The organism is Streptomyces sp. NPDC044033, assembly GCF_056434425.1.
In genome coordinates this window covers 602074-620972 of record NZ_JBWKFF010000001.1, presented here as the reverse complement: position 1 = coordinate 620972, position 18899 = coordinate 602074, and the positions used below count along the sequence as shown (strand labels likewise).

The 18899-nt window shown below is 72.3% G+C and carries 20 protein-coding genes; 10 read left to right on the top strand and 10 right to left on the bottom strand.

Features of this window, described 5'->3' with window-relative positions; genetic code table 11:
• The first annotated feature begins 164 nt into the window (after positions 1 to 164).
• On the top strand, positions 165 to 662 hold the full coding sequence (locus AC07AB_RS02750) for an Lrp/AsnC family transcriptional regulator (protein ID WP_478559716.1): 498 nt from the start codon (positions 165 to 167) through the stop codon (positions 660 to 662).
• A gap of 25 nt (positions 663 to 687) precedes the next feature.
• Here AC07AB_RS02750 and AC07AB_RS02745 read toward each other — a convergent pair whose 3' ends face one another.
• Positions 688 to 1275: a TetR/AcrR family transcriptional regulator gene (locus AC07AB_RS02745; protein WP_478558871.1), complete on the bottom strand. Its 588-nt coding sequence runs from the start codon at positions 1273 to 1275 to the stop codon at positions 688 to 690.
• A 2-nt stretch (positions 1276 to 1277) separates the two neighbouring features.
• The gene (locus tag AC07AB_RS02740) at positions 1278 to 2795 is read right to left on the bottom strand and encodes a 3-hydroxyacyl-CoA dehydrogenase (protein ID WP_478558868.1); all 1518 of its coding nucleotides are present in this window, start codon (positions 2793 to 2795) and stop codon (positions 1278 to 1280) included.
• 210 nt (positions 2796 to 3005) lie between these two features.
• Between AC07AB_RS02740 and paaN the strand changes: the two genes are divergently transcribed.
• Positions 3006 to 4697 (top strand): phenylacetic acid degradation protein PaaN, encoded by a 1692-nt coding sequence (paaN, locus tag AC07AB_RS02735; protein WP_478558865.1) that lies wholly within the window; start codon positions 3006 to 3008, stop codon positions 4695 to 4697.
• Between the two features lie 49 nt (positions 4698 to 4746).
• Here the strand turns inward: paaN and AC07AB_RS02730 are convergent, their stop codons facing one another.
• The 3 genes from AC07AB_RS02730 to AC07AB_RS02720 are packed head-to-tail and all read right to left on the bottom strand — an operon-like array spanning position 4747 to position 7560.
• On the bottom strand, positions 4747 to 5526 hold the full coding sequence (locus AC07AB_RS02730) for a TrmH family RNA methyltransferase (RefSeq protein ID WP_478558862.1): 780 nt from the start codon (positions 5524 to 5526) through the stop codon (positions 4747 to 4749).
• Positions 5527 to 5581: 55 nt separating this feature from the next.
• On the bottom strand, positions 5582 to 6958 hold the full coding sequence (locus AC07AB_RS02725) for an HTTM domain-containing protein (RefSeq protein ID WP_478558860.1): 1377 nt from the start codon (positions 6956 to 6958) through the stop codon (positions 5582 to 5584).
• Positions 6955 to 7560, bottom strand: a complete 606-nt coding sequence (locus AC07AB_RS02720; protein WP_478558857.1) for a DUF5819 family protein — start codon at positions 7558 to 7560, stop codon at positions 6955 to 6957. The genes AC07AB_RS02725 and AC07AB_RS02720 overlap by 4 nt, the downstream gene beginning before the upstream one ends.
• Before the next feature lie 319 nt (positions 7561 to 7879).
• On the opposite strand from AC07AB_RS02720, the gene paaA reads away from it, so the two are divergent.
• From paaA to AC07AB_RS02690, 6 genes are all read left to right on the top strand, one after another.
• Positions 7880 to 8845, top strand: a complete 966-nt coding sequence (gene paaA / locus AC07AB_RS02715) for a 1,2-phenylacetyl-CoA epoxidase subunit PaaA (protein WP_478558854.1) — start codon at positions 7880 to 7882, stop codon at positions 8843 to 8845.
• Entirely contained in the window at positions 8842 to 9135 is a 294-nt protein-coding gene (gene paaB, locus AC07AB_RS02710) for a 1,2-phenylacetyl-CoA epoxidase subunit PaaB (RefSeq protein WP_478558851.1), read from the top strand. The genes paaA and paaB overlap by 4 nt, the downstream gene beginning before the upstream one ends.
• Positions 9132 to 9848: a 1,2-phenylacetyl-CoA epoxidase subunit PaaC gene (gene paaC / locus AC07AB_RS02705; RefSeq protein WP_478558848.1), complete on the top strand. Its 717-nt coding sequence runs from the start codon at positions 9132 to 9134 to the stop codon at positions 9846 to 9848. The genes paaB and paaC overlap by 4 nt, the downstream gene beginning before the upstream one ends.
• Positions 9842 to 10333, top strand: a complete 492-nt coding sequence (paaD, locus tag AC07AB_RS02700) for a 1,2-phenylacetyl-CoA epoxidase subunit PaaD (protein ID WP_478558845.1) — start codon at positions 9842 to 9844, stop codon at positions 10331 to 10333. Before paaC ends, paaD begins: the two co-directional genes overlap by 7 nt.
• A complete protein-coding gene (locus tag AC07AB_RS02695; RefSeq protein ID WP_478558842.1) occupies positions 10334 to 11467 on the top strand; it encodes a 2Fe-2S iron-sulfur cluster-binding protein in 1134 nt (377 codons plus the stop codon).
• A 77-nt stretch (positions 11468 to 11544) separates the two neighbouring features.
• A complete protein-coding gene (locus AC07AB_RS02690; RefSeq protein WP_478558839.1) occupies positions 11545 to 12681 on the top strand; it encodes an acyl-CoA dehydrogenase family protein in 1137 nt (378 codons plus the stop codon).
• A 153-nt stretch (positions 12682 to 12834) separates the two neighbouring features.
• Here the strand turns inward: AC07AB_RS02690 and AC07AB_RS02685 are convergent, their stop codons facing one another.
• The 4 genes from AC07AB_RS02685 to AC07AB_RS02670 all read right to left on the bottom strand — a co-directional run bounded on the left by AC07AB_RS02685 (position 12835) and on the right by AC07AB_RS02670 (position 17161).
• Positions 12835 to 13179, bottom strand: a complete 345-nt coding sequence (locus tag AC07AB_RS02685) for a rhodanese-like domain-containing protein (protein WP_478558836.1) — start codon at positions 13177 to 13179, stop codon at positions 12835 to 12837.
• Between the two features lie 122 nt (positions 13180 to 13301).
• Complete coding sequence (locus tag AC07AB_RS02680; RefSeq protein ID WP_478558833.1) at positions 13302 to 14258, bottom strand: hypothetical protein; 957 nt, start codon at positions 14256 to 14258, stop codon at positions 13302 to 13304.
• Positions 14259 to 14515: 257 nt separating this feature from the next.
• Positions 14516 to 15919: a DUF2252 domain-containing protein gene (locus AC07AB_RS02675; protein WP_478558830.1), complete on the bottom strand. Its 1404-nt coding sequence runs from the start codon at positions 15917 to 15919 to the stop codon at positions 14516 to 14518.
• An 84-nt stretch (positions 15920 to 16003) separates the two neighbouring features.
• A complete protein-coding gene (locus AC07AB_RS02670; protein ID WP_478558827.1) occupies positions 16004 to 17161 on the bottom strand; it encodes a YhgE/Pip domain-containing protein in 1158 nt (385 codons plus the stop codon).
• Positions 17162 to 17252: 91 nt separating this feature from the next.
• Here AC07AB_RS02670 and AC07AB_RS02665 point away from each other — a divergent pair, with 91 nt between their 5' ends.
• Complete coding sequence (locus AC07AB_RS02665; RefSeq protein WP_478558824.1) at positions 17253 to 17687, top strand: MarR family winged helix-turn-helix transcriptional regulator; 435 nt, start codon at positions 17253 to 17255, stop codon at positions 17685 to 17687.
• A gap of 27 nt (positions 17688 to 17714) precedes the next feature.
• On the opposite strand, the gene AC07AB_RS02660 is transcribed toward AC07AB_RS02665, so the two are convergent.
• Positions 17715 to 18074, bottom strand: coding sequence for a winged helix-turn-helix transcriptional regulator (locus tag AC07AB_RS02660; RefSeq protein WP_478558821.1), 360 nt, complete (start codon positions 18072 to 18074; stop codon positions 17715 to 17717).
• A 120-nt stretch (positions 18075 to 18194) separates the two neighbouring features.
• Between AC07AB_RS02660 and AC07AB_RS02655 the strand changes: the two genes are divergently transcribed.
• Positions 18195 to 18866, top strand: a complete 672-nt coding sequence (locus AC07AB_RS02655) for an FMN-dependent NADH-azoreductase (RefSeq protein WP_478558819.1) — start codon at positions 18195 to 18197, stop codon at positions 18864 to 18866.
• Positions 18867 to 18899: the final 33 nt, after the last annotated feature.

Here is an 18899-nt window from a genome sequence, read left to right as displayed (position 1 = left end):
GGCTGGGAGCACGCTGAGGGCCGGGCCGAGTAGCCGCCCCGCTCTCCCTACCGATTGTTCGGTCGTCGACGCATTTTGGCTACAGGCGACCCGAGCCTGTGGACAAACGGTTCTCCACAGCCTGAGATATGAGCAGTACGTCCATCGGCGGGAGGCGCGACGGCATGCGGGAGGAACAGATGGCCGGATCAGGCGGGAGGCCGCCCGCCCGGCCCCTCGACGGCATCGACCGCGACATCCTGCGCATGCTCCAGGCCGACGGCCGCGCCTCGATACGGTCGGTGGCCGAGCGGGTGCACATCTCGCGCGCCAACGCCTACGCGCGTATCAACCGGCTGATCGACGACGGGGTCATCCGGGGTTTCAGCGCCCGCGTCGACCAGGAGCGCGCCGGGCAGGGCGCGTCCGCGTACATCACCTTGAAGATCGTCCAGAACTCGTGGCGGAGCGTGCGCGAGAAGTTGCAGGCCCTGCCGGGCGCCACCCATATCGCGCTGGTCAGCGGGGATTTCGATGTGCTGCTCCTCGTCCACACCGAGGACAACCGGGCCCTGCGCGAGCTGGTCCTCACCCGCCTCCAGTCGATGGAGGAGGTCCTGAGCACCCGCACCCTGCTGGTCTTCGAGGAGACCGACCTCCAGGAGAACCAGGGCCTCCTGTAGGCGCGCGGAACACCGAGGAGCGGGTCTACCTGCGCAACCCCGCGAAGGCCATCCGTACCACCGCGTCCGCCACCTGCTCGCCGTCGGTCGTCACGCCGTTGTGCGGCCGGTACCACTCGACGATCGAATTGATCATCCCGAAGAGCAGCCGGGTCGCGAGCCGGACGTCCACGTCCGCCCGCAGATCGCCGTCGGCCGCGGACCGCTTCAGCAGCGCGGCGACCTCCTGGTCGTACTCGCGCCGCCGCTCCATCGCCCACCGCTCGGTGTCCGTGTTGCCCCGTACGCGCAGCAGCAGCGTGACGTAGGGCAGCTCGGCCATCAGCACCTCGGCGGTGCGCCGGGTCACGTACTCCAGCCGCTCGACCGCGCGCCCCTCGGCCGCGCCCGGCTCCTGGAGGATCCCGAAGAGGCCGTCCAGCGCGCGGGCTATGGCGAGGCGGAGCAGCTCCTCCTTGCCCTTGACGTGGTGGTAGATCGAGGATTTGGAGATTCCGGCCGCCTTGGAGAGGTGCTCCATGGAGGTGCCGTCGTAGCCGCGCTCGTTGAACACCTGGACGGCGACCGCGAGCAGCGATTCGGGCGTGTAGGTGTCGCGCTTGGCCATGGTCATGATTAGAGCACCTGTTCATCGGCGGACGCACGGCGGCGCAGCGCCGCGGACGGCGCGTAGCGGCCGGTCGGGATCTCCTCGTGCAGCGCGTCCAGGACGCACGACAGCCACGTCGCGCCGAGCCGCTCGGCCCACTCCAGCGGCCCGCCCGGGTAGTTCACGCCGAGCCGCATGGCGGTGTCGACGTCCGCGGGGCTCGCCACTCGGCGGGCGACCGCGTCGACCGCGAAGTCCACGATCATGGCGACCGTGCCGGCCACGATCATGCCGGGGATGTCGTCGATCACACTGACCTGCTTGCCGAGCGCCTGAAAGAGGCCGATCGCCTCGTCGAGGTCCTCGGGTGCGGCGGAGTCGGCGGGCGCGAGGACGATGCGGGTGGCGGCCCGGTAGTCGAGCGCGAGGTCGAAGTGGATGTACGTGCCGGACGTGTGGCCCGTGGCGGTCCCGCCGCCGGTCAGCCGCAGCAGCGCCCCGCCCGGAAGGACGATATGGCCCTCGTACCCCGTCGGGTCCCCAGCCGGCAGGACCTCGATCCCCGCCTCCTCCATCAGCTCGCGGAGCACGTCCGCGGGGCCCAGCGAGCCCTCGATCGCGACCTCGCGCGGGGCCTGGCGGGGTTCGGCGGTGTGTGGCGCGGGGCGGGTGGCGCCCGCGCTGTGGTCGTACCAGCCGCGGCCCGACTTGCGTCCGTGCAGGCCGGATTCGACGAGGCGGCGCTGGGCGAGGGACGGCGTGAACTTCGGATCGTGGAAGAAGGACTCCCATACGGACCGGGTGACGGCCTCGTTGACGTCCTGGCCGATGAGGTCGGTCAGTTCGAAGGGCCCCATCGTGAAGCCGCCGCTCTCGCGCAGCGCCGCGTCGATGGTGGCGGGGTCGGCGGCGTGCTCCTCGTAGGCGCGGAACGCCTCGGCGTAGAAGGGCCGGGCTATGCGGTTGACGATGAAGCCGGGGGTGTCCGCGCAGCGCACGGGGGTCTTGCCCCAGGCGGCGGCGGTCGCGTGCGCGCGGTCGGCGGCGGCTTCGTCGGTGGCGAATCCGCGGACCACCTCGACGAGCGGCAGCAGCGGCGCCGGGTTGAAGAAGTGCAGGCCGACGAAGCGGCCGGGCGCCCGCAGCGCTCCCGCGACGGCGGTCACGGAGAGGGAGGAGGTGTTGGTGGCGAGCAGGCAGGCGTCCGATACGACCTCTTCGAGGTCGGTGAACAGCTTCTGTTTGACAGCCAGTTGTTCCACTACCGCCTCGACCACCAGCTCGGCGTCGGCGAGCTCGGCGAGCGCCGCCGCCGGGTGGAGCCGCTCGCGGGCCGCGTCGCGGTGGGCGGCCCCGAGCCGGCCCTTCTCGACGAGGCGGTCGAGGCGCGCCGCGATGGACGCCGCCGCCTCCGCGGCGCGGCCGGGCACGGCGTCGTACAGCCGGACCGGGTGGCCGGCGACCAGCGCGACCTGGGCGATTCCCTGGCCCATGGTGCCGGTCCCGACGACGGCCACGGTGCTGCTGCGGTCGATTGCGATCATGCCGCTGATCCTCCCCGATGACTTGTCCACAGGTTTGCCAGGCCCCCTTGCCCCGACCGATCGTTCGGTTAATCTAGCGGTGTTGTCTCCGCTCCGCGTCCCCGCGGTCTTCCCACGGGGCCGCTGAACCGCCCGCCCGTCTCCACTACCGCCCGCTGAGGGGGCGTACCCACGCCCCTTACCACCGGCTCGACGAGGAGTTGGTCAGTCGTGACCGCCGAGCTCACCTCCGCGCAGTTGATCGAGAAGCACCGACCCACCCTCGACCAGGCTCTGGACGCGATCCGCAGCCGCGCCTACTGGTCGCCCCACCCCGAGCACCCGAAGGCTTACGGCGAGGGCGGCAGCCTGAGCGCGGCCGACGGGCAGGCGGCCTTCGACGCCCTGCGGGGCGCGCGCTTCGAGCTGGACCAGCCGGGCACCGACGGGTGGGCCGGCGCCGAGGTCTCGCCGTACGTGCTGGAGTTGGGCATCGAGTACCCGCACGCCGACCTGGACGCGCTGCTGCCCGCCATGCGCGCCGGCATGGCCGCCTGGCGGGACGCCGGGCCCGAGCTGCGCGCCGCGGTCTGCCTGGAGATCCTCGCGCGCATCAGCGCCCGTACGCACGAGTTCGCGCACGCGGTCATGCACACCAGCGGCCAGGCGTTCATGATGGCCTTCCAGGCGGGCGGGCCGCATGCCCAGGACCGCGGCCTGGAGGCCGTGACCTACGCGTACGAGGAGCAGACCCGCACACCGCACACGGCCGACTGGTCCAAGCCGCAGGGCAAGCGCGAGCCGCTCAACCTGCGCAAGGAGTTCACGGCCGTGCCGCGCGGCATCTCCCTGCTGGTCGGCTGCAACACCTTCCCCACCTGGAACGGCTACCCGGGTCTCTTCGCCTCGCTCGCCACCGGCAACCCGGTGCTCGTCAAGGCGCACCCGCGCGCGGTGCTGCCGCTCGCGCTCACCGTCCGCATCGCGCGCGAGGTGCTCGCCGAGGCGGGCTTCGACCCCAACCTGGTCGCCCTGGCCGCCGAGCGGGACGGCGAGGGCATCGCCAAGCCCCTGGCCCAGCGGCCCGAGATCCGCATCATCGACTACACCGGCTCCACCGCCTTCGGGGACTGGCTGGAGAGCCACGCTCCCCAGGCCCAGGTCTTCACCGAGAAGGCCGGCGTCAACACCGTCGTCATCGACTCCACCGACGACTACAAGGGAATGCTCGCCAACCTGGCCTTCTCCCTGTCGCTCTACAGCGGCCAGATGTGCACCACCCCGCAGAACCTCCTCATCCCCCGCGGCGGCATCGCTACGGACGCCGGGCCCAAGACGTACGACGAGGTGGTCACCGACCTCGCGTCCGCCGTCGACGGGCTGCTGGGCGACGACGCGCGGGCCAACGCCCTGCTGGGCGCGATCGTCAACCCCCAGGTCAAGGAGCGCGTCGAGGCGGCGGCCGGGCTGGGCGAGGTCGCGCTGGCCTCGCGGACGGTCACCAACCCCGACTTCCCGGGCGCCACGGTCCGTACGCCCGTCATCGTCAAGCTCGACGGTGCCAAGCCCGACGCCGAAGCCGCCTATCTCTCCGAGCACTTCGGCCCGGTGTCCTTCGCCGTCGCCGTCGACTCGGCGGCCGACGCGGTGGAGCTGCTGCGCCGCACGATCCGGGACCGGGGCACGATGACGGTGGGCGCGTACACCACCTCGCCGGACGTCGAGGGCCTGATCCAGGAGGCGTGTCTGGAGGAGTGCGCCCAGCTGTCGCTCAACCTGACCGGTGGGGTGTACGTCAACCAGACCGCGGCGTTCTCCGACTTCCACGGCTCGGGCGGCAACCCGTCGGCCAACGCGGCGCTGTGCGACGGGGCGTTCGTCGCCTCCCGGTTCCGTACGGTCGAGGTGCGCAAGCCCGCCTGAGCCGCCCGGAGCCCGGCGCGTTCCTCGCTCCGGGCCCCTGGTCCGGCCGCTACGCGGCGGCGGTCTCCGGGGCCCGGGGCGAGGTGCCGCCCCAGTGGAAGAGCGCCATGGCCACGCTGGTGGCGAGGTTGTAGCTGGAGACCTGCGGCCGCATCGGCAGCGCCACGAGGTGCTGGGCGCGATCACGCAGCTCCGGTGAGATCCCGTGCCGTTCGGAGCCGAAGGCGATGAGCGCGTCATCGGGGATGGCGAGGGACCGGATGTCGTCGCCCTCCGGGTCCAGTACGTACAGGGGGCCGGGGGGCAGGTCGTCGAGCGGCAGCTGTTCGACGGCGGTGGCGTAGTGGAGGCCCGCCCCCGCCCGTACGGCGTTGCCGTGCCAGGGGTCGAGGTCCCCGGTGGTCACGACACCGGTGGCACCGAAGCCCGCGGCGAGCCGGATCACGGCGCCGACGTTCCCCAGGTTCCGGGGGTTGTCCAGGACGACGACCGGCGAGGGCCGGGGCAGCGTGGCGAGCCGGTCCAGGTTGGCGCGGCGCTCGCGGCGGACCGCCAGCGCCGCCACCCCGGTGGGGTGGACCCTGGGCACCAGTTCGCGCAGGGTGGCGGCGGGCACCTCGATGACGGACCGGCGGATCACCTCGGTGAGGTCGTCGGCCAGCTCGTCCGCGAGGGCCAGGACGGAGTCCTTGTCGGCGGCGAGCGCCAGGGGCACGTCCGCGCCGAACCGCAGGGCGTGTTTGAGCGCGTGGAAGCCGTCGAGCAGCACGGCGCCGGGCGCGCTGGCCCGCCACTGCCCCGCGGCGGCGGGCGCCTCGTCTTCGATCATTCCCTCAGCCTACGGATGCGGCCTCATGAGGCGCCGGGCGACACTGCGCCCCCACTCAGCCCACGAGCGTACGGGGCGACGCCTCTCCGTCGCCCGCGCGCTGGGCGGGCAGCCCGGCACCGCGAACGGCGGGCAGCCGACCGCGGAGGCCGCCGATCCGGCGCCCCACCGCTCGCAGGAAGTTCGTCGGCAGGAAGACCGCGTCCGCCGTGATCATCGCGAGGGAGAAGAAGGGCAGCCCCAGGAAGAACGCGATGGAGAGGTGTTCGACGATCATCAGGGCCAGCAGCACGTTCTTGATCCGCCGGTTGAAGAGCGTGAAGGGGAAGGCGACCTGCACGATGACCGTCCCGTAGGTCACCGCCATGGTGATGGCTCCGCTGCTGGTCAGGGCGTCGGACAGGGCGGGCCACGGCGAGAAGTAGTCGAGGTGCATCGGGTAGAAGAGCGCGGTGCCGTCCTGCCAGCGGGAGCCCTGGACCTTGTACCAGCCGGCGGTCGCGTAGATCAGGCAGACCTGAACCATGATCACCAACAGCGCGCTGTTGTGCGCGAGATGGGCGAACGCGTCCAGTACGGTCCGCGGCTCCCCCGGCGCGTACCGCCGCACCAGCCACCACGCGCAGTGCACGAGCCACAGGCCCCACAGAACCGTCGCCCAGCCGAGGCCCGGGAACGGGCCGTTCGCCGTCCAGGACAGGTGAGAGCCGCCGAGGAGGTGGGCCGTCAGCAGGGCGAGGCCCGCGACCGCCCACAGCACGACGCCGGTCGCGTCCCGGGCCGGCCCCCGCTCGCCGCCGCGCCGGGCGCGCCGGGCGTCCAGCGACCACACCTGCCCGCAGCGGGTGAGGACCAGATACATCGACATCAGGTGGATGACGTTGTCGCCGCCGTCGCCCACGAAGACGCTGCGGTTCTGCATCGACAGCACGCCCAGCATGAACAGCACGGACATCGTGCGGGTGCGCCAGCCGAGCATCAGCAGCGCGCTGGAGGCGATGGCGAGGCAGTAGACGGCCTCGAACCAGAAGTGGCCGTCCGACCACATCAGAGCGGTGAAGGAGTGGTTGTCCTCGACCAGTTGCCGGGCCATGCCCCAGTCCCACGTCCCGTCCGGCCCGTACAGCTCATGGCGGTTCGGCCACTCGCGGAGCAGGAAGAACAGCCAGGTGAAGGCGTAGCCGATCCGCAGGACGGCGGTCTGGTACGGGCCGATGGAGGTTTTGGTGGCGCGGGCGAGGCCGCTGGTCAGCGCACGGTCGAGACGGGCGGCGAGCGTCGCGGCAGCCGCCTTCTCGGGGGCGGACGGCTGGGATGCCGACTTCTTGGCGGCGGACGGTTGGAGCGGGGGCTTCTCGGCGGCGGATGTCTGGAGCGGGGGCTTCTCGGCGGCGGACGGCTGGGGGGCCGGTTTCTCGGGGGAGTCGGTCACCGGTTCTTCGCCTCCGGGAGGTCGGCGGTGGTCACCGGCCACCAGCGCAGTTCGTGATAGGCGGTCTTGAGGTCGGTCTTCTCATCGCTCCAGGGCGGCGGAGCGACGTTCGACGTCGCCGACCGCAACTGGACGCGCTGCACCTTGCCGCCGTCGCGCTCGCCGCCGAAGCGGAACATCACCACGCGCCGGAGGTACTGCTCGGACAGCCGTCCCCGCAACCCGTTCGGCCGATCCTCCTCATCATGGTTGGCGACGTAGGAGTCCCAGGCCCGGCGGAGTTCGTTCTGCTGCGTGTGGCTGGGGAGCGGGTTGTGCCGGATGGCCGCGCTGTCCTGGGCGGTGAGGTCGATCCAGCCGCCGGTCGCCAGGCGGCCGTCCGCGCGGCGCACCTCGGCCCGTGCCTGCACCGCGATGTTCTGCTGGAGGGGGTTGGGCGCGAACAGCTTCCAGTTCTGCTCGAATTCCGGGTACACGTAGTCGTCGATCGCCGCGCCGTGCTTCTTGGTGACCGTGTTCGGGGGTGTGACCTGCAAGAACATCATCGCGATATGGATGGCGACGGCAACGGCCGCGACCGCGACGCCGAGGGCCACGGCCATGCGAGAAGGCAGGGAGAGCGCGGCGATTCCGCGTGATCGCTCATCGTCGTCCGGCTCCACACCCGCCCCGATCCCGCGTACGGCCCGCTTCTCGTGTCTTCTCGCGTCTTTCGCGTCTCCCCGTGCCACGGAACCGTACCCACGCCACTCTGCCGAGCACAGCGCTCCTCCAGTTATCCACAGGCTTGACACCTTACGAGCGCTCGGCACACCATTGAACCGAACGATCGGTCGGTTGGCTGAAAGCGCGGACGCGCGAATTTCCGCCCGCCGCCCAGTGACCCGACGACACAGCCAGTGGAGAGCCAGGGGGCACCGCATGACGACGATGGCGCCGGACACCGAAGCGGCGTACGACCCGGCCCTGGAAGCGGCATTCGACGCCACCGTGGCCGCGGAAGAGCGCGTCGAGCCGCGCGACTGGATGCCCGACGCCTACCGCGCCTCGCTGGTGCGGCAGATCGCGCAGCACGCCCACTCCGAGATCATCGGCATGCAGCCGGAGGCCAACTGGATCACCCGCGCGCCGTCCCTGCGGCGCAAGGCGATCCTGATGGCCAAGGTCCAGGACGAGGCCGGCCACGGCCTCTATCTCTACAGCGCGGCGGAGACCCTCGGCACCAGCCGCGACGAGCTGCTCGACAAGCTCCACGCCGGCCGCCAGCGCTACTCCTCGATCTTCAACTACCCCACCCTGACCTGGGCCGACGTCGGAGCCATCGGCTGGCTCGTGGACGGCGCCGCGATCACCAACCAAGTGCCGCTGTGCCGCTGCTCGTACGGGCCGTACGCCCGCGCGATGGTGCGGATCTGCAAGGAGGAGTCCTTTCACCAGCGCCAGGGGTATGAGCTCCTCCTCGCCCTGAGCCGGGGCACCCCGGCCCAGCACGCCATGGCGCAGGACGCCGTGGACCGCTGGTGGTGGCCGTCCCTGATGATGTTCGGCCCACCGGACGACGAGTCCGCGCACTCCTCCCAGTCCATGGCCTGGAAGATCAAGCGGCACTCCAACGACGAGCTGCGCCAGCGCTTCGTGGACATCTGCGTCCCGCAGGCCGAAGCGCTCGGGCTCACTCTCCCCGACCCGGACCTCGTGTGGAACGAGGAGCGCGGGGCGCATGACTTCGGCGCCATCGACTGGGCCGAATTCCACGAGGTGCTGCGCGGCAACGGGCCGTGCAACGAACAGCGCATCGCACAGCGGCGGCGCGCCCACGACGAGGGTGGCTGGGTCCGTGAGGCAGCGAGCGCGTACGCCGCCAAGCACGGGAAGGCACGGGCATGACGACATCCGAATCGAGCTGGCCGCTGTGGGAGGTGTTCGTGCGCAGCCGCCGCGGGCTGTCCCACACCCACGCCGGCAGCCTGCACGCACCGGACGCCGAGATGGCCCTGCGCAACGCGCGCGATCTGTACACCCGTCGCTCGGAGGGCATCTCGATCTGGGTGGTGCCGTCCACCGAGATCACCGCCTCCTCGCCGGACGAGAAGGACCCGTTCTTCGCCCCGTCCGCCGACAAGCCCTACCGCCACCCGACGTTCTACGAGATCCCCGAGGGGGTGCGGCACCTGTGAGCAGCCCACCCACGGCGGCCGCGCTCGCCCTCGGCGACGACGCCCTCGTCCTCTCGCACCGGCTGGGGGAGTGGGCCGGGCACGCACCCGTGCTGGAGGAGGACGTGGCGCTGGCCAACATCGCGCTGGACCTGCTGGGCCAGGCGCGGCTGCTGCTCTCCCTCGTCGGCGACGAGGACGAGCTGGCCTACCTCCGCGAGGAGCGCGCCTTCCGCAACACCCAGTTGGTCGAGCAGGAGCGCGGCGACTTCGCGCACACCATCGCCCGGCAGCTGTACTTCTCCACCTACCAGGCACTGCTGTACGGGCAGTTGACGGACGGCGAGGGGCCGCTCGCGCCGATCGCGGCGAAGGCCGTCAAGGAGGTCGCCTACCACCGGGACCACGCCGAGCACTGGACGCTGCGGCTCGGCGACGGCACGGCCGAGAGCCGCGAGCGGATGCAGCGCGGCCTGGACTCCCTGTGGCGGTTCACCGGCGAACTCTTCGAGCCCGTGGAGGGGTTGGAGGTGGATGCCGACGCGCTGCGGGACGGCTGGCAGGCGGGCGTCACCGATGTCGTGGAGCGCGCGACGCTGACGGTGCCGACGGGTCCGCGGCGGGGAGGCTGGAGCGCGGGCGCCGGACGGCAGGGCATCCACACCGAGGCGTTCGGCCGGATGCTCGCCGAGATGCAGCATCTGCACCGCAGCCACCCGGGGGCGACATGGTGACCGCCACCGCCCTCGAAGCCGAGCTGCGCGAGCTCGCCGGCTCGGTGCCGGACCCCGAGCTGCCCGTGGTCACCCTCGCCGAGCTGGGCGTGCTGCGCGATCTGCATGTGCTCGGCCCCGGGCGGGTCGAGGTGGAGCTGACCCCCACCTACAGCGGCTGCCCGGCCATAGAGACGATGTCGTCGGACATCGAGCGCGTGCTGCACGACCACGGCATACCGGAGGTCGAGGTCCGTACGGTGCTCTCCCCGCCCTGGACCACGGACGCGATCAGCGCCGAGGGCCGCCGCAAGCTCGCGGAGTTCGGCATAGCGCCGCCGAGGCCGGACGCGAGCGGACCCGTCGCACTCCGGCTGGCCATCCGGTGCCCGCACTGCGGCTCGACGGACACCACCCTGCTGAGCCGCTTCTCGTCCACGGCCTGCAAGGCGCTGCGCCGCTGCGAGTCGTGCCGCGAACCCTTCGACCACTTCAAGGAGTTGTAGATGGCCGGGGCCCGCCACGGCGCCTTCCACCCGCTGCGCGTGACAGCGGTCGACCGCCTCACCGATGACGCGGTCGCCCTCACCTTCGCCGTGCCCGAAGCGCTTCGCGCCACGTTCCGCTACACCCCGGGGCAGCACGTCGCGGTGCGTCTGTTCGTCGACGACGCGGAGGTCCGGCGCACGTATTCGATCTGCGCGCCCGTCACCGACCCGGACGGGCCGCGGACGCTGCGGGTGGGGGTGCGGCGGGTCGAGGGGGGCGAGTTCTCGACGTACGTGCTCAAGGAGCTGGCCGTCGGGGACACGGTGGACGTGATGGCACCGGCCGGGCGCTTCGTCCTGGAGCCGAGGGCGGGCCGTTTCGCGGCCCTGGTCGGCGGCAGCGGCATCACGCCCGTGCTGTCCATCGCCGCGACCCTGCTCGCGCGCCGCACCGACGCGAGCTTCTGCCTGATCCGCAGCGACCGTACGGCCGCGTCGACGATGTTCCTGGAGGAGGTGGCCGACCTCAAGGACCGCTACCCCGACCGCTTCCACCTGGTGCACGCGCTCTCCCGCGAGGAGCAGCAGGCCGGTCTGGCGTCCGGGCGGCTGGACGAGGAGCGGCTGTCGTCGCTCCTTCCCGCGCTGCTGCCGGTGGGCGAGGTGGACGGCTGGTTCCTGTGCGGTCCGTACGGGCTGGTGCAAGCGGCCGAACGGTCGCTGCGCGGGCTCGGGGTCGACCGGCACCGGGTGCACCAGGAGATCTTCCACGTGGACGACGGGACGGTCGCGGTGCCGCTGGACGCCACGGCCGCGACCGCTCGGGCCGCCGCAGCCGCCGGGGCCGCCGGGGCCGCCGGGGCGCGGTCGCCCGCGCGCAGTTCGGTCACCGCGACGCTGGACGGCCGCAGCGGCGACTGGCCGGTGCGGGACGGGGAGTCGCTGCTGGACGCGGTGTTGCGCAACCGCGCGGACGCTCCGTACGCGTGCAAGGGCGGGGTGTGCGGCACCTGCCGGGCGTTCCTGGTCTCGGGAGAGGTGCGGATGGACCGGAATTTCGCGCTGGAGCCGGAGGAGGTCGAGTCGGGGTATGTGCTGGCCTGCCAGTCGCATCCGGCGACGGAGAGGGTGGAGTTGGACTTCGACCGCTGAACCCCATTCCCAATTCCTGCAACCTGTTCTACCTTGACGACCCATCAGGTCAGTCAGGGTGTGCGGGAGGACAGGCAGTGGACTTCACCTTCACCGAGGAGCAGCAAGCGGCCGTCGAAGCGGCGCAAGCGGTCTTCTCCGGCGTCGCCCCCGACAGCGTGCCCAGCCCCGCGCTCACCGCGGGCGCCGTCGCCGACGACTTCGACCGGCCGCTGTGGCGCCGCCTCGCCGAAGCCGACCTGCTGAGCCTTCTCCTCACGCCCGAGCACGGCGGGGCGGGGCTCGACGCCATCGCGCTCTGTCTTGTGCTGCGCGAATCCGCCAAGGTGCTCGCCCGAGTGCCGTTGCTGGAGACGAGCGCCGCGGCGCTGGCCCTGGAGACCTACGGCAGTGACGTGACGCGCTCCGAACTCCTGCCCCGGGTCGGCCGCGGGGAGGTCGTCATCACCGTCGCGTCCAACGGCCGTTCCGGCCACGACCCGGCCGAACTCTCCGTGGAGGCGCGCCAGGAGGGTGACAGCTGGGTTCTCGACGGCGTGCACACCGCCGTCCCCTGGGCCCAGGCAGCGGATCTGGTGCTACTGCCCGCTCACACCGGCGAGGGCCGCGCCGTCCTCGCCCTCGTCCCCCGCGCCCACGAAGACCTCACACTCGCCGACCAGGTCTCCACCAGCGGCGAGCGGTACGCGCGACTGCGCCTCGACGCCCTACGCGTCCCGGCCCAGAACATGATCACAGCCGATGGCTGCTGGGAGTTCCTGCGCCGCCTCCTAGCCACCGGCACCTGCGCGCTGGCGCTCGGGCTCGGCGAGGCCGTGCTGGCCATGACGAGCGACTACGCGGGCAAGCGCGAGCAGTTCGGCTTCCCCATCGCCACGTTCCAGGCCGTCGCCGTCCAGACCGCCGACCGCTACATCGACCTGCGCGCCATGGAGGCCACCCTCTGGCAGGCCGCCTGGCGCATCGGCAACCCCTCGGCCGGCGGCCCGCTGCCGGCCGCCGCGGACATCGCCGTCGCCAAGATCTGGGCAGCGGAGGGCGTGCGCCGCGTCGTGCAGAGCGCGCAGCACCTGCACGGCGGATTCGGCGCGGACACCGACTACGCGCTGCACCGCTACCACGCCTGGGCCAAGCAGCTGGAGCTCTCGCTCGGCCCGGCCGCCGCCCACGAGGAGGCGCTCGGCGACCTCATCGCGGCCCACCCCCTCGGGTAGCCGCCGCGGGCCGACGCCCCTCGGGAGCCGCCGCGGGCCGACAGCTCGGCGGAGAACCGGCCGCCGTGCGGCACGACGCCCCGCGGCCCTCCCGGGCCCCGGCCGGTCGCAGCCGGTCGCAGCCGGTCGCAGCCGGTCGCAGCCGCCCGAAGGCTAGATGACGGTGCCGGGGCCGCCCGTGCCGTCCGCGACCGGGCGGCCGGCGGACTCCCAGAGCTGCATGCCACCGGCGACGTTCACGGCGTCCAGCCCTTGTTGCAGCAGGTACTGCGCGACCTGGGCGGACCGGCCGCCGGAGCGGCAGATCACATACACCTTGCCGCCGTCCGGCGCCCGCTCGGTCAGCTCGCCGTAGCGGCCCACGAAGTCGCTCATGGGGATGTGCAGCGCGCCCTCGGCGTGACCGGCGGCCCACTCGTCGTCCTCCCGGACATCCAGCAGGAAGCCGTCGGACGGCACGGCCGCCGCGTCCACCTCGGGGACCTGGGCGAAGTTCATGAAAGCCTCTCTCGGTTCGCGTATCGGGCACCGCGGATCGCATCTCGCGGACCGCGTGTCGGGAATCGCGTGTCGGGAATCGCGTGTCAGGGGTCGGGGTTCGTGTGTCGGGCCGAACGAAGCTACCCGACCAGCGAGGCCAGATACGCCTCCCGCTCGGCGACCTGCGCCGAGAGCCGCTCCGCGATCTCCTCCAGCAGCCGGTCCGGGTCCTCCGGCGCCATCTTGATCATCGCGCCGATCGCGCTGTTCTCCAGCTCCGCCGCCACCGCCGCCAGCAGCTCCTTGCGCTGGGCGAGCCACTCCAGCCGCGCGTACAGCTCCTCGCTCCGGCTCGGCCGCCGCTCCTCGGCCACCGGTCCGGCCGCCCACTCCTCGGCGAGCGTGCGCAGCACCTTCTCGTCGCCGTCCCCGTACGCGGCGTTGACCCGCACGATGAACGCCTCGCGCCGCTCCCGGTCCGCCTCGTCCCGCGCCAGGTCCGGGTGCGCCTTGCGGACGAGCTCCCGGAAGACGCGCCGCGCCTCCTCGCTCGGCCGCACCCGCTTGGGCGGCTGCACCGGCCGCTCCGTGAGCATCGAGGACGCCTCGGGCGACAGCCCCTCGGAGTCCATCCAGCCCCCGAAGAGCTCGTCCACTCCGGGCATCGGCTGCACCAGTGACCGCGCCTCCCGCGCGCGGCGGATGTCCTCCGCGTCGCCCGTACGGGCCGCGACGGCCTCGGCGACCAGCGCGTCCAGCTCATCGAGGCGGGAGTACATCGGACCGAGCCGCTGGTGGTGCAGACGGGAGAAGTTCTCCACCTCCACCCGGAACGTCTCCACCGCGATCTCGAACTCGATCAGCGCCTGCTCGGCCGTCCGCACCGCCTGCTCCAGCCGGTCCGTCGCCCGCTCCCCTGCACCATCACCCGAGCCGCCGGCACCATCGGCGCTACCGCCCGGGCCGTCGGCACCGTCGGCCGGGCCGCCGACGCCAGGAGCCGGGCCGCCCCCCGCACCGTCCGCCGGCCCGGCGGACGAATCTGCGGAGTGGTCTTCGGTTCGTGGCCGTGTCTGTTCGGCTTCCGGGTTCGTCACCCGTACAGCGTCTCAAACGAGGCGGGGTTTTCCCGGGCCGGGCCGATTTTCCGGACGCCGGGCCCCGCGGTCCGGTCCCCACCAGGCCCGTACCCACCCGCAGACGACAGCCCCGTCCCCAGCCACAGCCCCGTAGCAACCCCGAACCCCGGCCCGTACCGGCTCGCACCAGCCCGTACCGCCCCGGCCCGGCCCACCGTTCCGGCGACGCCGCCCCGGAACCAACCCCGTCGCGCGCCCCCTCGCACCCCCTCCCCTCACACCCCCGTCTCGGCCGCGATACGGCCGTCCCGTACCGCCTCCACCAGCTCCGCGTGGTCCGCCTCCGCACGGTCCGCGTACGCCACCGCGAACGCGGCCAGCGCCTCGTCCAGCTCCTCGCTCTTGCCGCAGTAGCCGCCGATCAGCCGCGGGTCCACGCTGTGCGCGTGCGCCCGCGCCAGCAACGCGCCCGTCATCCGTCCGTAGTCGTCGACCTGGCCCGGTTCCAGCGCGGACGGGTCCACGCTCCCCTTGCGATTGCGGAACTGCCGGACCTGGTACGGCCGCCCCTCGACCGTCGTCCACCCCAGCAGAATGTCGCTGACGGCCTGCATCCGCTGCTGCCCCCGCACGATGCGCCGCCCCTCGTGCGCGGCCTCGGGTATCACGAACCCGGCCTTCTCCACATGCGGCAGCAGCGCCGACGGCCTGGCCTCCTTCACCTGGAGCACCATCGCCTCGCCCCGGTGGTCCAGGAGCAGCACCACGTACGAGCGCAGCCCGACGCTCCCCGTCCCCACCAGCCGGAACGCCACGTCGTGCACCGCGTACCGGCCCAGCAGCGGCAGCCGGTCCTCCGGCAGCGACCGCAGATACCCGCCGAGCGCCCCGGCCACGGACGCCGCCTCGGCGTCCGCCACCCGCCGCAGCACCGGCGGCGCGTCCACGAACCGGCGCGCGCCGTCCGGCAGCCGCCGCGTCGACTTCTCGGCGAAGCGCGCCCCGGTGTTGCGCCGCGCCTTGTCGGCCACCCGTTCCAGCGTGCCCAGCAGGTCCCGCGCGTCGGCGTGCGAGACGAACTCCTCGTCGGCGACGGCGTTCCACGCGTCGGCGACGGGCAGCTTGGCCAGCAGCCGCATCGTGTGCCGGTACGCGCCGACCGCGTCCCGCGCGGCGTCCCGGCAGGCGTCCTCGTCCGCGCCCGCCTCCCGGCCGGCGAGCACCAGCGAGGCCGCGAGCCGCTTGAGGTCCCACTCCCACGGGCCGTGCACCGTGTCATCGAAGTCGTTGAGGTCGATGACGAGTCGGCCCTGCGCGTCCCCGTACAGACCGAAGTTGGCGGCGTGCGCGTCCCCGCATATCTGCGCTCCGGCGCCCGTGACGGGCGTGGTCGACAGGTCGTACGCCATCAGCCCGGACGTGCCGCGCAGGAAGGCGAACGGGGAGGCGGCCATTCGCCCGACCCGTATCGCCACGAGCTCCGGCAGCCGCCCCGCGTTCGACTCCTGGACCGCGTCGACCGCACCCGGGCGGCCGGCCCCGATCTCCAGAGCGGCGTGGTCGCGACGCGCCACGCGCCCCCGCAGCGCCTTCCCGGCCGCCTTCGGCGACCCGGCGCCGCCATCGCGGCCCTTGGCTCCCAGCCTGGCGAACCCCGGTACGTACGGCAGTCGCGACACCGCGGCCACCTCCCCCTTCACCCCATGGCACAACGTCACGCAACGTCAACTGCCCATGACCGTACCGCTCCCCACCGACAACGGTCAGACCCCGACCGCCTCCTCCATTTCCTCTTCCTGCTCCCGATGCTCCCGCGCCCCCTCGGCTCCGTCCCGTACCCGCTCCAGCGGCTCCTCGGCCGGTCCCGCCGGGGAACCGGACCCGGCGGCGGCAGGCGCGGCGGAGGCCGCGGCCCGCCCGGCGCGCCGGGACTCGACCGACCCGGCCGCGCCGAGCACCGCCAGCGCGGCGACGAACCACAGCGCCAGCGTCCACACGTGACCGCCCAGCCCGGCGCCGTCGAAGTAGACGAGGCCGCGCGTGCCCTCCACGAAGCCGGCGCCGTTCCAGAAGGAGTGCAGCGCGGCGAAGAACCCGTTCTGCAGCTCGGGCCGGAACACCCCGCCGGAGCTGGTGAAGTTGAGCATCACGAACAGCGCCATCACCCCGAGCGTGGTCCACCGCTTGAGGAAGACGTGCAGGCCGGTGCCGATGAGCAGGATCCCCGCCGAGTAGAGCCAGGCCATGCCCCACACCCCCCACAGCCCGCGGTCGACGAGGTGGAAGACCGGGCCCGCGAACAGCGCGCCGATGACGCTGACCACGAGCGACATGCCGGCCGCCAGCAGCGCCCGCAGCCGCATCGGCAGCGCGGCGCCCGCCCCGCCGATCACGGCGACCGAGGCGTACGAGCCGATGCTGACCGCGACGAGCAGGAAGAAGACGCCCTGCCCGGTCGGGTCGCCGGGAGCCGACGGCACGACGTCCGTGACCTTGAGCGGCTCGCCCTGGCCTGCGGCGATGGGTGTGAAAACCTTCTCCACGACGGAGGCGGTGGTGTCCGACCCGGCCGTGGCGACCAGCAGCTCCGGCGCCGCGCCCGCGACATACGCGCCGAAGACGTCCTGCCCCTTGAGCTGCCGCTCCGCCTCGCCCCGGTCGGCGACCGTACGGACCGTGAGGTCGCCGCCCGACTTGTCGTTGATCGTCTGCGCCAGCACCTGGGCGCTCGGCCCGGAACCGACGACCGCCACGGGCAGCTGGTGCGGTTGCGGATGCGCGAAGGCGCCCAGATAGGCGAATCCCATCCCCACGCACATCAGCAGCGGGGTGATCAGGTGGGTGAGGACGTGGCGCAGGGCGGCGGCGTCGCCGGAACGGCGGGCAGGACCGGCCGGATCGGCACGGTGGGCGGAACTCATGGGCGGCCTTCTCGGACTTCTCTGATGGTTGGCTTCTACAACTCTCACTTCAGGTTGTACTATACAACCAGTTGAACGGAAAGGCAGCACCGTGTCCCATCGAGACGACTCCGTCGAGACGATCCAGCGCGAGATGACCGCGTTCGCCCGCCGGGCCCGCGCCACGGCCGCCCGGATGCACCCCGAGCTCTCGCTCGTCTCCTTCACGCTCCTGGCCCACCTGGAGGACCGGCGAGGATGCCGCGCGACCGACCTCGCCGCGCACTATCTGCTCGACAAGTCCACGGTCAGCCGCCAGGTCTCGGCGCTGGAGCGGCTCGGCTTCGTCGAGCGCCGCGTCGACCCGGACGACCACCGCGTCCAGGTGCTGCATCTCACCGCGGCCGGCGCCGAGATGCTCGGCAACGTCACCGCCAGCCGCCGCGTCGCCTTCCATGAGCGCCTGGCCGACTGGGACGAGGACGATCTCGACCGCTTCGCCTCCTACCTGCTGCGCTACAACGCCGCACAGGAGGCCATGGAGTGAGCGGCGGACCGGAGCGCCCGCACGGCGCTACCGCGGTCCCCCCGGACACCCGCCCCCATCGGCCAGGTACTGCTCCGCCCACCGCCCCAGCTCCTTGAGCGCGGGCTCCATCGCCTCGCCCGCGGCGGTCAGCCGGTAGGCGACGCGCAGCGGCGGACCCGCATCGACCTCCCGCAACACCAGACCGGCCCCGGCCAGCTGCGTGAGCCGGTCCGACAGCATGCGCTCGCTGATCCCCGGGATCGCCCGCCGCAACTCGGCGAAGTGCACCGCCCCCGGCATCAGCGTGGCCACGATCAACCCCGTCCAGCGCTTGCCGAACAGCTCGAAGACGCGCGTCATCCCCGCGTCGACGCTCTTGCACCCCTGCTCATCGTGGTCCGCCATACGGCCAGGGTACTGCTTTCCCGTGTGGAACTATAAAAAAGTAAGCTGCTGTGCTAACAATAGCTACGTACGTAAAGCCACGTAAGCGCCGCCATCATCGACGTCCACTCTGGAGCCACCATGGCCACACTGCTGCACCTCGACTCGTCCGTCTTCCCCGCCGAGTCCTCGGCTTCCCGCGCCGTCACCGCCGCCTTCCGTGACGCCTGGCTGGCCCAGCACCCCGAGGGCACCGTCGTCTACCGCGACCTCGACGCCGACCCGCTGCCGCACTTCGACGCCATCGCCGCGTCCGCCCGCTTCGGCGACCCGGCCGCGCAGACCCCCGCCCAGCAGGCCGCCGCGGCCCTGCGCGCGGAGCTCGCCGACGAACTCGAAGCCGCCGACGCGGTCCTCATAGGCGCGCCCATGTACAACCTCTCGATCCCCTCCACGCTCAAGACCTGGCTGGACCAGGTGATCATCATGGGCCGCACCGCCGGCCAGGAGCCGTCCGTCGCGGGCACCCCGGTCACCGTCGTCACCAGCCGCGGCGGCGCGTACGGCCCCGGAACCCCGCGCGAGGGCTTCGACTTCGTGCAGAACTACCTGGAGAAGGTGTTCACCGTGCTGCTCGGCGCCGAGGTCGACTTCATCGTCCCGGAGCTGACCATGGCCGCCGTCAACCCGGCGATGGCCGAACTCGTACCGCTCGCAGAGGCCTCCCGCGCCGCGGCCCTCGAAGCCGCCGCCGCGAAGGGCAAGGAGCTCGCCGCCCGCCACGCCGACTCCGCTGCGCTGTCGCAGAGTTGAGATTGACCGAAAACCGTCGGTCACCCCGTAGCC

What these genes read in the sequence shown, in the direction of transcription:
- AC07AB_RS02750 (WP_478559716.1), top strand. Translation starts at nt 165, where the DNA reads ATGCGGGAGGAACAGATGGCCGGATCAGGCGGGAGGCCGCCCGCCCGG.
- AC07AB_RS02745 (WP_478558871.1), bottom strand. Translation starts at nt 1,275, where the DNA reads ATGACCATGGCCAAGCGCGACACCTACACGCCCGAATCGCTGCTCGCG.
- AC07AB_RS02740 (WP_478558868.1), bottom strand. Translation starts at nt 2,795, where the DNA reads ATGATCGCAATCGACCGCAGCAGCACCGTGGCCGTCGTCGGGACCGGC.
- AC07AB_RS02730 (WP_478558862.1), bottom strand. Translation starts at nt 5,526, where the DNA reads ATGATCGAAGACGAGGCGCCCGCCGCCGCGGGGCAGTGGCGGGCCAGC.
- AC07AB_RS02720 (WP_478558857.1), bottom strand. Translation starts at nt 7,560, where the DNA reads ATGGCCGTGGCCCTCGGCGTCGCGGTCGCGGCCGTTGCCGTCGCCATC.
- paaA (WP_478558854.1), top strand. Translation starts at nt 7,880, where the DNA reads ATGACGACGATGGCGCCGGACACCGAAGCGGCGTACGACCCGGCCCTG.
- paaB (WP_478558851.1), top strand. Translation starts at nt 8,842, where the DNA reads ATGACGACATCCGAATCGAGCTGGCCGCTGTGGGAGGTGTTCGTGCGC.
- paaD (WP_478558845.1), top strand. Translation starts at nt 9,842, where the DNA reads ATGGTGACCGCCACCGCCCTCGAAGCCGAGCTGCGCGAGCTCGCCGGC.
- AC07AB_RS02695 (WP_478558842.1), top strand. Translation starts at nt 10,334, where the DNA reads ATGGCCGGGGCCCGCCACGGCGCCTTCCACCCGCTGCGCGTGACAGCG.
- AC07AB_RS02685 (WP_478558836.1), bottom strand. Translation starts at nt 13,179, where the DNA reads ATGAACTTCGCCCAGGTCCCCGAGGTGGACGCGGCGGCCGTGCCGTCC.
- AC07AB_RS02670 (WP_478558827.1), bottom strand. Translation starts at nt 17,161, where the DNA reads ATGAGTTCCGCCCACCGTGCCGATCCGGCCGGTCCTGCCCGCCGTTCC.
- AC07AB_RS02660 (WP_478558821.1), bottom strand. Translation starts at nt 18,074, where the DNA reads ATGGCGGACCACGATGAGCAGGGGTGCAAGAGCGTCGACGCGGGGATG.
- AC07AB_RS02655 (WP_478558819.1), top strand. Translation starts at nt 18,195, where the DNA reads ATGGCCACACTGCTGCACCTCGACTCGTCCGTCTTCCCCGCCGAGTCC.